The sequence below is a fragment of the Sphingopyxis sp. 550B genome (assembly GCF_057401805.1).
Genome location: NZ_CM171610.1, coordinates 557,517 through 569,683 on the forward strand (window position 1 = coordinate 557,517; position 12,167 = coordinate 569,683).

Annotated in this window: 10 protein-coding genes; 5 read left to right on the plus strand and 5 right to left on the minus strand. The window is 67.9% G+C overall.

What is annotated here, in order from left to right; all coding sequences use genetic code 11:
* The first annotated feature begins 58 nt into the window (after nt 1–58).
* Nucleotides 59–1,099 carry a hypothetical protein gene (locus tag AC2S9W_RS02620; RefSeq protein WP_286749492.1) on the plus strand — a complete coding sequence of 347 codons (1,041 nt, stop codon included), beginning with the start codon at nt 59–61 and terminating at the stop codon, nt 1,097–1,099.
* 337 nt (nt 1,100–1,436) lie between these two features.
* Here the strand turns inward: AC2S9W_RS02620 and AC2S9W_RS02625 are convergent, their stop codons facing one another.
* The 4 genes from AC2S9W_RS02625 to xseA form a co-directional block, all read right to left on the minus strand.
* The gene (locus AC2S9W_RS02625) at nt 1,437–4,451 is read right to left on the minus strand and encodes a TonB-dependent receptor (RefSeq protein WP_475283704.1); all 3,015 of its coding nucleotides are present in this window, start codon (nt 4,449–4,451) and stop codon (nt 1,437–1,439) included.
* A gap of 268 nt (nt 4,452–4,719) precedes the next feature.
* The gene (locus tag AC2S9W_RS02630; protein WP_475283028.1) at nt 4,720–5,661 is read right to left on the minus strand and encodes a M23 family metallopeptidase; all 942 of its coding nucleotides are present in this window, start codon (nt 5,659–5,661) and stop codon (nt 4,720–4,722) included.
* On the minus strand, nt 5,658–5,870 hold the full coding sequence (locus tag AC2S9W_RS02635) for a DUF2093 domain-containing protein (RefSeq protein WP_067107269.1): 213 nt from the start codon (nt 5,868–5,870) through the stop codon (nt 5,658–5,660). Before AC2S9W_RS02635 ends, AC2S9W_RS02630 begins: the two co-directional genes overlap by 4 nt.
* Before the next feature lie 76 nt (nt 5,871–5,946).
* Nucleotides 5,947–7,401, minus strand: a complete 1,455-nt coding sequence (gene xseA, locus AC2S9W_RS02640) for an exodeoxyribonuclease VII large subunit (protein ID WP_475283029.1) — start codon at nt 7,399–7,401, stop codon at nt 5,947–5,949.
* On the opposite strand from xseA, the gene purD reads away from it, so the two are divergent.
* From purD to AC2S9W_RS02655, 3 genes are all read left to right on the plus strand, one after another.
* A complete protein-coding gene (gene purD / locus AC2S9W_RS02645) occupies nt 7,400–8,677 on the plus strand; it encodes a phosphoribosylamine--glycine ligase (RefSeq protein ID WP_424538854.1) in 1,278 nt (425 codons plus the stop codon). The genes xseA and purD overlap by 2 nt on opposite strands.
* A 189-nt stretch (nt 8,678–8,866) precedes the next feature.
* A complete protein-coding gene (locus AC2S9W_RS02650) occupies nt 8,867–9,436 on the plus strand; it encodes a hypothetical protein (RefSeq protein ID WP_475283030.1) in 570 nt (189 codons plus the stop codon).
* A gap of 32 nt (nt 9,437–9,468) precedes the next feature.
* Complete coding sequence (locus tag AC2S9W_RS02655; RefSeq protein ID WP_486571593.1) at nt 9,469–9,762, plus strand: hypothetical protein; 294 nt, start codon at nt 9,469–9,471, stop codon at nt 9,760–9,762.
* Nucleotides 9,763–9,777: 15 nt separating this feature from the next.
* Here the strand turns inward: AC2S9W_RS02655 and AC2S9W_RS02660 are convergent, their stop codons facing one another.
* Entirely contained in the window at nt 9,778–11,100 is a 1,323-nt protein-coding gene (locus AC2S9W_RS02660; protein WP_475283032.1) for a hemolysin family protein, read from the minus strand.
* Nucleotides 11,101–11,465: 365 nt separating this feature from the next.
* Between AC2S9W_RS02660 and AC2S9W_RS02665 the strand changes: the two genes are divergently transcribed.
* Nucleotides 11,466–12,155 (plus strand): YiaD family glycine zipper/OmpA-like lipoprotein, encoded by a 690-nt coding sequence (locus AC2S9W_RS02665; protein WP_076077288.1) that lies wholly within the window; start codon nt 11,466–11,468, stop codon nt 12,153–12,155.
* Nucleotides 12,156–12,167: the final 12 nt, after the last annotated feature.

A 12,167-nucleotide genomic window follows, 5' to 3' on the forward strand; every position in this document is an offset into this window, starting at 1 on the left:
AACGGCGCATTGGAAAGACGGCGCTTGTCGCCCGGCCGGTCGCGATTATGGTGCGACCATGGTTTCCACGCCCGCTTTCGATCCCGCCGATCCGACATGGCTTGCACACCGCTACGACATGGCGGCGGACCGCCTGCTGTTCCGTCACGTGCCCCACGCAATGCACGCCGCAGGACCATTTCTGACCGACGAGCTCGTCGGCGGGCAGCCCGAGATCGTGGCGCCGCGCGCCGCGAGCGTCGAGGCCGCGCGCGGTAACGCTGGCGCGATCCATTTCCTGTTTCATTCCGCCTTCTGCGCCTCGACGCTGCTCGTGCGGGCGCTGGATATTCCGGGTCATTCGATGGGTCTTTCCGAACCCGTCCTGCTCAACGACATCACCGGCATCCATCGCCGTGGCGAGCGCGGGGGGGCGGAGCTTGCACATCTGCTCGACGATGCGCTCCTGCTGCTCGCGCGGCGCTGGACACCGGCGGAGACGGTCGTGGTCAAGCCTTCCAACATCCTTGCGGGGCTGATGACGCCGATGATGGCACTGCGCCCCGACGCCCATGCGCTGCTCCTGCACGCACCGCTGCGCGAGTTTCTGCTGTCGGTCGCACGCAAGGGTTTATGGTGCCGTCTATGGGCGCGCGAGCTTCTCGAAGGATTGCTGCGCGAGAATCTCGTCGATCTGGGGTTCGAGGCCCGCGACTATTTCCGGCTCAGCGACCTTCAGGTGGCGGCGGTCGGGTGGCTGGCCCAGCAGCGCCTGTTCATCGCACTGGCCGAACGCTTTCCCGATCGCGTCCGCACCCTCGATTCGGAAAGCCTGCTGGCCGACCCCGCCGCCACGCTGAAGGCGCTCGCGGACTTTTCGATGCTTCCGGCCGCAGCGGCGGCAGGCGGCGACCTGGCCGGCCGCACCGTCTTCTCGCGGCACAGCAAATCGGGCGCCGATTTCTCGGTCGAAGCGCGCAAGCAGGAGCGCGCCGCGGCGACGGCAGCCTATGGCGACGAGATCGACAAGGTGCATGATTGGACGCTAGCGGTGGCTGACACCGCCGCGATCCCGCTGGTCCTGCCAAACGCCCTGCTACCCCCTGCCGGTGCGCGTTAGCGCGGGACGACTGTCGCTAGAATCGCCGGCGAAAGCGGGGTCCGCGCGAGGCGGACCATGCTATCTGGAACCTCGCTTTCGCCGGGGTTCCGGAAGGCGAAACGGTCTCCGACCAAGGCGATATGGCTTTGGATCGGGAAGATGGATCGGCTGTCCCGCTCACGTGCGGCGTTTCGAATCGATTTCCCTGACATAGCGAAAGGCGTGAATGGCGTTGCCGCCCAGAAGAACCGTGCCTCCCTTTCGAGTAAAACCGTTCGAGCCATTCTTCAGCGATCACCCATAAAAAAGGGAGCGGGCATCACTGCCCGCTCCCGATTTTTTCGCGTATTCGCTCTTAGAAGCGGACGCGAGCCGCGGCGACGTAACGGCGTCCGATCGAATCGTAGGTCGACGGGAAGGTGTTGCCGCTGTTGTAGGTCGTCGAACCCGCTTCACCACCAACCAGCGGCGGCTTCTTGTCGAACAGGTTCTGCACGCCCACCGTCACGGTCAGATTCTCGAGAACGTTGAACCGCGTCGTCAGGTCGAAATAATCATATGCCTTGATACGATTGAAGTTAACCTGCTTGCCGGACAGGGTGCCCGTGCCGGCGCCCAGCGCGCCCTCGAAGATCTCGCGCGAGTTGTCATCGAAGCCACGGTCCGCGTAGTCGCTGGCCAGACCTTCATACTTGCTGCTGCCGATGTGGCGCCACAGCAGCGAGACGTCGAAGTCGTCGAACGCCAGCGAGGTGCGAAGCGACCACTGCCACTCGGGAATCGGCTGACCGCAGTTTGCCGAGAAATAGCCGACGCAATCGCGATTATAGCTGCCCGGAGCCGACTGGAACTTCGACTGCTCCGTCCAGTTCAACTGGCCGGCAAAGCTGAGGTTCGCGAAGCCCACGTCGCGCGAGTAGTTCAGGTTGACGTCGATGCCGCTGGTTTCCAGCGTGCCGAGGTTCGACGTCGTCAGGAACAGACCCGGTGTCGTGTTCGGATCGCCATTCAAACCACCCGTCAGCGGATCGCGACGGATCGACGTACAGGCGGCCGTCGACGACGCACCAGCCGCCGGCGACGAGGGATCGGCACCGAAGCAGGCCGAGATAGCGTCACCAGGGGTCGGCGACGTGATCGCACCCGTGATCTTGATGTGGTAATAGTCAACCGACAGCGACAGCTTCGGAACGAAGCTGGGCTGCAGCACGACGCCGACCGTCCAGGTCTTGCCGATTTCCGGCCCGAGGTTCAGGTTACCGCCGCCCGTGGCGTTGGCCTGGCCCGAAATCGGCTGGGCGATGAAGTCCACCGTGCTGGCCGGCGTGCCCGGCGCGAGCTGCGCAATACAGACAGCGCGCAGTTCGCCGGTCGGATTGGCCCGAATGATGTTGCCGTTATCGTCGCGCGTCGCGCACGGGTCGTCCTGCAGGTTGGTCAGTCCCGTATTCACCGGCGAGAACAGTTCGGCGATATTCGGCGCACGAACCGCCCGCGCATAGTTGCCGCGGAACTTGATATCGCTGATCGGGGTCCAGCTGCCGCCGACCTTCCACGTCGTGGTGTTGTACGACGGGCTGCCGACCGCATCGACCTTGTAGGACGAATAGCGGATGCCGCCTTCGATGGTCAGATCCTCGAAGAAAGGCTTGTCCTGGACGAGCGGAACGATGAGTTCACCGATCGCTTCATAGACGTTGAAGCCACCATCGATGTTCGGCGCGGCACCGCCAGCACCGCCGAGGTCACCGCCGGCCGCGAGTGTATCGGACGCCTGCGACGCCTTATACTCGCGATATTCGCCGCCGACCGCGAAAGAGATCGGGTCTGACGCCATCGGGCTGGCAACGCCGAAATCACCGCTGAGCATCGCGCGGGCCTGCGCCATCGACGTCTTGGTGCGGACCGTCGACACCTCGTTCAGGAAGCTGATCGCCTCGGGCGTCCAGCTGCTGTTGCCTTCCACGCCGAACCAGTTGATCGGAACGCAGCCTGCGGCCGTGCCGTCAAAACAGCTTGTCGTGTTGTTCGCGAGGAAGCTGTCGCGCACCCGCGAGTTCAGCGTATAACCGCCGATCTGCTGCAGATTTTCGGATTCGCCATAGCTGCCGAAGACATCCCAGCTGATCGTATCGGTGACACCACCACGGAAACCCAGCCGATAATCGAAGAAGTTGGTCGTGTATTCGCTGATACGCGGACCGACTTCGGTCGCACGACGGAACAACGAACTCGTCACCGTCCGATAGGCCGCATCGCCCGGCGTCAGAGACGGATCGGCGGCGGCAGTGCAGGTCGCCGCATCAATGCCGTTCGCATCACAAAAGGTGGTGCGCAAAGTATCGTTGAGGAACGGGTTGTTCAGCGGAATATTGACCCCGATACCAAACGCGCCCGACGGTGCGATGATCGTGCTGACGGTATTCTTCGAGAAAACGCCGCGCGTATAGACTTCAAGCGCATCGCTGATCTCATAGTTGGCAGCGCCGTACATGTTGAACCGCTTGAAGGGCGTCTGGTAGACGTTGTACGGGTTGAAGTTGAACGCCGTAAAGCTGGTGCCCGGATTGAAGTCCGTGCCGGCGGCGTTGATTTGCCGCGTACCCTGCCCAGGAAGCGAAAAGCGCGACGGAACCGCGGTGCCCGAGCCGCCCGCGCCACCAGAACTGGAGCTGAGGGCATAGAGGCCATGCTCGCGGCCGCCCTGATAGATGGGATCCGATTCCTGATAGCCGATGCTGAACACGGCGTTGCCGCGACCATCGTCGAAGTTCGCGCCGATCGTCACGTCGGCGCGTAGCGTGTGGCCGTCGCCGCGCTCGGTGATCTGGTTCGAGATGTTGGCTTCGATACCCGCGAAGTTGCGCTTCGTGATGAAGTTGACGACGCCCGAGACGGCGTCGGCGCCGTAGGTCGTCGAAGCGCCGCCGGTCAGCACATCGACGCGCTCGATCAACGCCAGCGGAATGTTGTTGAGGTCGAAGCGACCATTCAGTTCGGCCGGCACCAGACGGACGCCGTCGATCAGGACGACGTTGCGGTTCGAACCGAGGTTGCGCAGGTTGACGAACGACGCACCGCCGTTGCCGTTGTTGACCGCCGAGCCGATCGACGGCGTGACGCCGGGCAGTTCGCGCAGCAGTTCTTCGGCGACGTTCGCCTGCTGCATGTCGATCTCATCCGCACCGATGGCGGTAACGGGCGAGGCCGATTCCAGGTTCGGGTTGCGGATCAGCGTGCCGGTCACGACGATTTCCGAGCTGCTGGTCGCGCCTTCGTCCTGCGCATAGGCAGGAGCCGAAACGAGGGCGACGCCGAGCACCAGCGGCGCAGCGCCCAGCTTCAGCTTCGAATATTGGGTTTTCTTCACAGTGCAGTCCCTTGCTCTGATGGATCGAGATACCCGGGCATACACGGCGTGGACGATTCAACGCCCCCGCATAGACACCCCGATAGCGTGCGGGATGGCCGGTCATTCATCTGGAGTAAAGGAAATTCCCGGCGCTTTCTGCCGTTTCGCCAGCGATTGTGACGTATTTGCAACAACCCGGAGACGCCGCGAAACACTATGCGCCGGGGCGGCCGCTTTGCGTTATTTTGTTTCAACGGTTACGATTTTGCGGCTCGGCTCCCGTTGGTCAGCGCGGCATCGGACCCGCGAGCGTGCCGGGGTCGAGCCGCGCGCCGCGCCACATCAGGCCCCAGTGCAGATGTGGCCCTGTGGCGCGGCCGGTCCGGCCCACCGTCCCCAGCACCTGCCCCTGCGCCACCCGGTCGCCGACCGCCACGTCGAGCCGCTGGCAATGCAGGAAGGCACTGTTGAGGCCCATGCCGTGGTCGACGATGAGCAGATGGCCTTCGAGCGTGAAGGGGACCGCCGCCGCCAGCACGACGACGCCGTCGGCGGGGGCGCGGAAGGGGGTGCCGGCGGGAACCGCGACGTCGGTGCCGCTGTGATAGCTCCCCGGCTTGCCCTGATAGACGCGCTGCGACCCGAAGAAGCCCGATAGGCGGCCGGTCGCCGGCCAGCGGAACGTCTGGCGCCAGCCGTCCGAATCGGCCTGCACCGCGCGCGCCGCGCGGATTTGCGCCAGCTCGTCGGGGCGCCGCCGCTCGAACTCCGCGTCGCTCGCCGCGCTGCCGCGCCAAGGCGCGTTGACATGCTCGATCCGCCACTGGCCCACCGCGACCGCCAGCGTCCGTTCGACCCGTCGCCCGTCGGACAGCGTCGCGACGAGGCGCTGGGCCGCGGGCGCGTCGCGGTCGAAGGCGACCAGGAATGCCCCGTCGGCGGCGAGCGCCACCGCTTCGCCGTCGAGCGCCAGCGCGCGCGTGCCGCCGGGCGCCTGCCCGATCAGCGCACCGCCCTGGATGGCGGTACCGCGAAAATGGAAATCGGCGGGTCCTGCGACAGCAGGCGGCGGCGCGGGCGGCGTCGGGACGGACGCCTCGGGCGCAGGCGGTCGCGGAGATGGGGCCGGCGGCGCGTCCTCCGCCACCGGAACGCAGCCGGCGACGGCGATCGCGCCAAGCAGCGACAGGAAGACCGGACCCCGGGGCCGCGCCCCGCGTGCCGTCATGCGCCGGGCACCGCGTCCAGCATCGCCCGCGTCGCGATTGCGGCGCTCGCATAGGGTTCCTGACGCGCCACCGACCAATAGCGCAGTTCGTCGAGCCCGATTGGCGCGCCGCTGACCGCGCACAGCACATGGTCGCCGGGCGACAGGGTGCGAAAGCCGTTCGGGCCGTATTGCAGGCGGGCGAGGCGGTTGCGGCTGGCGATCAGCATGATTCGATGTCCGTTCGAGCGTAAATCATGGCAGAGCTTATAGCAGCTCCGCCCCCGGCGGCCACCCCCGCCGCCGTCAGAACAGCTCGCCCTGCCCGCGTCCGGGCGCAGCGAGCGGCGGCTTGCGGGCGGGTTTCGGCGCGGGCGTAGGCGGCGTTCCATCGGCCGCCGCCTGCACCGGCACCTCGCCATCGGCGAACTGGAGCCGCAGATGCCCCGCCGCGCGCGCGCCGGCCGCGGTCGTCACGATCGTCCCGCCGGCATCGCGCACCATCGCATAGCCGCGCGACAGCAGCGCGCGCGGATCGAGCGAGGCGAGCAGCCGCGCCAGGCCCGACAGCCGCGCCCGGTCGCGATCCCATGCCCGCGCCAGCAGCGCCGGGCGCAGTGCCGCCGACCGACTCGCCAGCCGCTCGGCGACGACCGCGAGCCGGTGGCGCTGACAGCGGTCGAGCCTGTCCCCGGCATCGTCGAGCCGCTGGCGCTGCGGCGCATAGAGAGCCTCTCGCCGCGGCAGGTGCCGCGCCAGCGCAGTCAGCCGCTCGCCTGCCAGCCCCTGATGGCGATTCGCCGCGCCGAGCATCCGCCCGCGCCACGTCGCCAGCTGCGTCATCAGTTCGGCGCGCACCGGCACCGCCATCTCGGCCGCCGCGGTCGGGGTCGGAGCGCGCATGTCGGCGGCATAGTCGGCGAGCGTCACGTCGGTCTCGTGCCCCACCGCGCTGATCGTCGGGATGCGGCAATCGGCGATCGCGCGCACGACGACCTCCTCGTTGAACGCCCACAGATCCTCGATCGAACCGCCGCCGCGCGCAACGATGACGAGGTCCGGGCGCGGCACCGGGCCGCCGGGTTCCAGCGCGTCGAAGCCGCGGATCGCGGCCGCGACCTGCGCCGCCGCGCCCTCGCCCTGCACCAGCACCGGCCAGACGATCACATGCGTCGGACAGCGGTCGGCGAGGCGATGGAGGATGTCGCGGATCACCGCGCCGGTCGGTGAGGTGACGACCCCGATGGTGCGCGGCAGGAAGGGCAGCCGGTCATATTTCCGCTCGCGGTCGAACAGCCCCTCGGCGCCGAGCCGCGCCTTCAGCTTCTCGAACAGCAGCATCAGCGCGCCCTCGCCCGCGACCTCGAGTGATTCGACGACGAGCTGATATTTGGAGCGGCCGGGATAGGTGGTGAGCTTGCCGGTCGCGATCACCTCGATCCCGTCCTCGGGCCGGAAGGCGAGGCGGCCCGCCTGCCCCTTCCACATCACCATGTCGATCAGCGCATTGTCGTCCTTCAGGCAGGCATAGAAATGCCCCGACGCCGCGCGCTTGGTGCCAGACAGCTCGCCGCGGACGCGGACGCGGCCGAACCCGTCCTCGACCGCGCGCTTGATCGCCGCCGACAACTGGCTGACCGTCATCGCGGGCGCGCCGGACGCCCCGGATGCCGCGGACGCATTGTCGCGCGCGCCTGCCTCGGCTAACAGCCGCGCGGGCGCTTCGCTGTCGGACGCCGGATCGGGAAAAGGGACTGCCATGAATATCCTGCTCATCGGGTCGGGGGGCCGCGAACATGCGCTGAGCTGGCAACTGGCACAATCGCCAAGCTGCGCCAAGCTCTATGCCGCTCCCGGCAACCCGGGGATAGAGGCGCACGCCGAATGCGTACCGATTCCCGCCGACGACCTCGACGGCCTCGTCGCCTTCGTCCGGACGCACGCCGTCGACTTCGTCGTCGTCGGCCCGGAAGCGCCGCTCGTCGCAGGCCTCGCCGACCGGTTGCGCGCGATCGGCGTCGCGGTCTTCGGTCCCTCGGCCGCCGCGGCGCGGCTCGAAGGATCGAAGGGCTTCACCAAGGATCTGTGCGCGCGCGCCGGCATTCCCACCGCCGCCTACGCCCGCGCCACCTCGGCCGAGGAGGCGCTGGCGCTGCTCGACGGCTTTTCGATTCCCGTCGTTATCAAGGCCGACGGCCTCGCCGCGGGCAAGGGCGTGATCATCGCCGCGACGCGCGCCGAGGCAGAGGCGGCGATCGAGGACATGTTCGCCGGCGCTTTCGGCGGCGCGGGGGCGGAGGTCGTCCTCGAAGACTATCTGACCGGTGAGGAGGCGAGCTTCTTCGCGCTGTCCGACGGCACCGACGTCATCGCCTTCGGCAGTGCGCAGGACCACAAGCGCGTCGGCGACGGCGACACCGGCCCCAACACCGGCGGCATGGGCGCCTACAGCCCCGCGCCGGTACTGAACCCCGATCTCGAGGCGCAGGTGATGGACCGCATCGTCCGCCCGACGGTCGCGGCGCTCGCCGCCGACGGCACCCCCTATGTCGGCGTGCTGTTCGCCGGGCTGATGCTGACCGACACGGGGCCGCAGCTCATCGAATATAACTGCCGCTTCGGCGACCCCGAATGCCAGGTGCTGATGATGCGCTTTCTCGGCGATTTCGCCGGATTGCTCCATGCCGCCGCGACCGGCGCCCTCGCCGGCGCGCCGCCGCCGGCCTTTTCGGGCGACTATGCGCTGACGGTGATCATGGCCGCGAACGGCTATCCGGGTACCCCCGAAAAGGGCGGCGCCATCCGCGGCATCGCGGAGGCGGAGGCGGGCGGCGTGCGCGTCTTTCACGCCGGCACCGCACGCACCGACGGCGCGATCGTCGCCGCCGGCGGCCGCGTGCTCAGCGTCACCGCGACCGGCCACAGCGTCACGGAGGCGCAGGCGCGCGCCTATGCCGCGGTCGACCGGCTCGATTTCCCCGGCGGCTTCTGCCGCCGCGACATCGGCTGGCGCGAAGTCGCGCGCGAGGCGCGCTAAGGGCGGAATCGCCTGAAAAAACAGCCTTGTGCTCCCGCGCAGGCGGGAGCCCAGAACGACGAAAAGCCTGCGTGGTATTATGCCGCTCTGGGTCCCCGCCTGCGCGGGGACCCAGCCCGACCGCGATGGCGCGGCACTGGACGCGCCGCGCGCCGCCGCATAAACTGACGGCAAAGCAGGGAGATCATCATGACGTGGCTACAGGAAAACTGGATCATCGCGGTCGTCGGGCTCGTCGTCGCGATCGCGCTTCTCTGGTGGCTGTTCGGGCGATCGAAAGCCGAAGAGGCCGCGCCGCCGACCGTCGCGCCCGCCGAGCCGCGCAAGCCGCTCGAACCGGCGAAGCCCGACATCGTCGCCGCCGAGCCCGCGCGCTTCAAGCCCGCCGAGCCGGCCCCGGCTCCCGTTCCGTCTGCGCCGCCCCCGCCCCCCGCTCCGGCTGCTGAAGCGCCGCTGCCAGATCCGGCGCCGGCCGAAGCCCCGGCGGCGCCCGCCCAGCCGGCGGCGCCCGCCGACAATCTGCGGCTGCTGAAGGGCGTCGGCCCGAAACTCGCCGCGCTGCTCGGCGGCCTCGGCATCACCCGCTTCCAGCAGATCGCCGACTGGAGCGACGCCGACATCGCCGCGATCGACGCGCAGCTTGGTGCATTTCAGGGCCGCATCGCGCGCGACAATCTGGTCGATCAGGCAAGTTATCTGGCGCGCGGCGACAAAGCCGGGTTCGAGGCGCAATATGGCGCGCTGGGCGGAGAGCTTTGACCATCCTCTTCCCGCAGTGAAAGGGGCGCGTGGTGTTCGGCCTGTTTGACCGGCTCTATCGATGGGAAGGCGCAAGCCGCCGCTGGGCCCTCTCGCGGCCGCTGGCGGTCTATGCGGCCCTGTTGGCACCCGCCGTAATGGCGTTGACGCTGCTTCTGCTCATCGGAAACAGGCCGATATGGCACGCGATCCTGTGGCCCATATTCTGGCTGTCGATCGGCATGATGTTCGCGTGGATGACCTATTCCATCCTCCGCACGTTGCGCGCGGTCTGGAAAGCCATTCGCGGCCAGCCCCATGAACTGCAACATTGGCGGGAGCCGTAGCGCCACTGCGGCGCATCACTCCTCCCTGTCGTCATCCCGCGCCCGCGCTTCGCTGACCAGCAGCTTGTCGATCTTGCGCCCGTCCATGTCGACGATCTCGAAACGCCAGCCCCTGTTGGTGAAATACTCGCCCTCCTCAGGCAGGCGCTTGAGCACCGCGAGCGCATGACCGGCGGCGGTCGCATAGTCGCGGTCGTCGTCGAGTTCGATCCCCAGCCGCTCGGCCATCTGGTCGGCGGGCATCGATCCGGCGATCAGCAGGCTGCCGTCGTCACGCTCGACGACGAAGGGCTCGCTGCCGATATCCTGGTCGGACGCGAATTCGCCGGCGATCGCTGACAGCAGGTCGGCGGGGGTCACCAGCCCCTCGAAATGCCCATATTCGTCGTGGACGAGCAGCATCGGCACGTCGGCCGCACGCAGGCCTTCCAGCGCGTCCATCGCGTCGATCTGATCATGGATGACGCTCGCATGGCGGGTCAGCGTCTCGAGCGCGAGCGTCTCGCCGCGGAACAGCGCGGCGGCGATGTCGCGCGCCTGGACGACGCCGACGATGTCGTCGACCGATCCGCGCGCCACCGGCAGCCGCGTGTGCGGCGTTTCGAGCAGCTTGGCGCGCACCGCGGCGGCGTCGGCGGCGACGTCGATCCAGTCGACGTCCTTGCGCGGCGTCATCACCTCGCGCACCGGCCGGTCGGCCAGCCGCACGACGCCCGAGATGATCGCGCGCTCGCTTTCCTCGATCACCCCCGATTTCGACGCCTCGGCGACGATCAGGTGCAATTCCTCCGCCGTCACCCTGTCCTCCGATTCGCGGTTGAGGCCGAGCAGGCGAAAGACGAGACTCGAACTGGTGTCGAGCAGCCAGACCAGCGGCGCGGCGATGCGCGACAGCCAGTACATGAAGGGTGCGACGATGATCGCGACGCGCTCGGGCGAGCGCAGCGCGAACTGCTTGGGCACCAGTTCGCCGGCGATCAGCGAGGCATAGGTGGTCAGCGCGATGACGATGGCAAACGCCGCGCTCAGCGCTGTCTGCGGGTCGATTCCGAACAACGCCGCCAGCCGGTCGGCGACCGGCTGGCCCAGGCTGGCGCCCGAATAGGCACCGGTCAGAACGCCGATCAGCGTGATGCCGACCTGCACCGTCGACAGGAAGCGGCCCGGATCGGCGGCGAGCTGACGCGCGATCCGCGCGCCGTTGCTCCCTCTTTTCTCGGCCGCTTGCAGCCGCGGGTCGCGCGACGACACGATGGCCAGTTCGGACATGGCGAAAACGCCGTTGAGCAGGACGAGGATCGCGATGATGGCGACGTCCGACCAGGGGAAGGGCGTCATGGGACGGGCAACGGGCGCTCCGGCGCCTGGCCCCTGCAAGGATCGGTCATGCCGCCCCTATACGGCAAAGCCGCCGCGTTGCACAACAATATGCTCCGCACGCCGGCGAACGGGTCTGGATATGGCCGCAAGAAGGCGCCTCCCCTCCCGCAAGCGGGAGGGGCAGCGAGGCTTGCCGGCTTGCTGGCCAGCCACGGCGGGTGAGCAGACGCAACGCCGCCGGGAGAGTTGACCCGCCACCTTCCGCCCGTCGGCTCAGCCGCCGTTCAGCAAGATTCTGGAACCAGATGCGCGGCCATATGTTATCGCCATGGAGGGCGGCCGCCGCAAGACCAGCCGGCGGCGCCCATGAAAGGGAGCGACCCATGAAGAACAGGACGATCAAGCTCACCATGTTCACCGCCGTCGGCGCGCTGATGCTCACCGGCTGCGTGACCGATCCGGAGACCGGACAGCAGCGCATTTCCAAGGCCGCGATCGGCGGCGTCGGCGGCGCGCTCGGCGGCTATCTGCTCGGTGACCTCATCGGCGGCAAGCGCGACCGCACCGAAAAGATCGTCGGCGCCGGCATCGGCGCCGTGGCGGGCGCGGGCGCAGGCTATTACATGGACCAGCAGGAAAAGAAGCTGCGCGAACGCACCGCCGGCACCGGCATCGACGTCGAGCGCCAGGGCGACCAGCTCGTCCTCAACATGCCCGGCGACGTGACCTTCGACTATAACAGCGCGGTCGTGAAATCGCAGTTCCGCAGCGCGCTCGACAGCGTCGCCTCGACGCTCTCCGAATATCCCAGCACCTATGTCGACGTCTACGGCCACACCGATTCGACCGGCAGCGACAGCTACAACCAGGGCCTGTCCGAACGGCGCGCCTCGTCGGTCGCCGACTATCTCGCCGGCCGGGGCGTCAACCGCGCGCGCATGGCGACGATCGGCTATGGCGAATCGCAGCTCAAATGCGCGCCCGAACGCAGCGAGGCCGATTATCAGTGCAACCGCCGCGTCGAAATCCGCATCGCGCCGGTGACGCAGAACGACGTCAACGCCGCGCGGTAAGCCACGCTCCCC

Excerpts from the sequence above, each read along its gene's own strand:
- AC2S9W_RS02620 (WP_286749492.1), top strand. The coding sequence starts at position 59 with ATGGTTTCCACGCCCGCTTTCGATCCCGCCGATCCGACATGGCTTGCA.
- AC2S9W_RS02630 (WP_475283028.1), bottom strand. The coding sequence starts at position 5,661 with ATGACGGCACGCGGGGCGCGGCCCCGGGGTCCGGTCTTCCTGTCGCTG.
- AC2S9W_RS02635 (WP_067107269.1), bottom strand. The coding sequence starts at position 5,870 with ATGCTGATCGCCAGCCGCAACCGCCTCGCCCGCCTGCAATACGGCCCG.
- purD (WP_424538854.1), top strand. The coding sequence starts at position 7,400 with ATGAATATCCTGCTCATCGGGTCGGGGGGCCGCGAACATGCGCTGAGC.
- xseA (WP_475283029.1), bottom strand. The coding sequence starts at position 7,401 with ATGGCAGTCCCTTTTCCCGATCCGGCGTCCGACAGCGAAGCGCCCGCG.
- AC2S9W_RS02650 (WP_475283030.1), top strand. The coding sequence starts at position 8,867 with ATGACGTGGCTACAGGAAAACTGGATCATCGCGGTCGTCGGGCTCGTC.
- AC2S9W_RS02660 (WP_475283032.1), bottom strand. The coding sequence starts at position 11,100 with ATGACGCCCTTCCCCTGGTCGGACGTCGCCATCATCGCGATCCTCGTC.
- AC2S9W_RS02665 (WP_076077288.1), top strand. The coding sequence starts at position 11,466 with ATGAAGAACAGGACGATCAAGCTCACCATGTTCACCGCCGTCGGCGCG.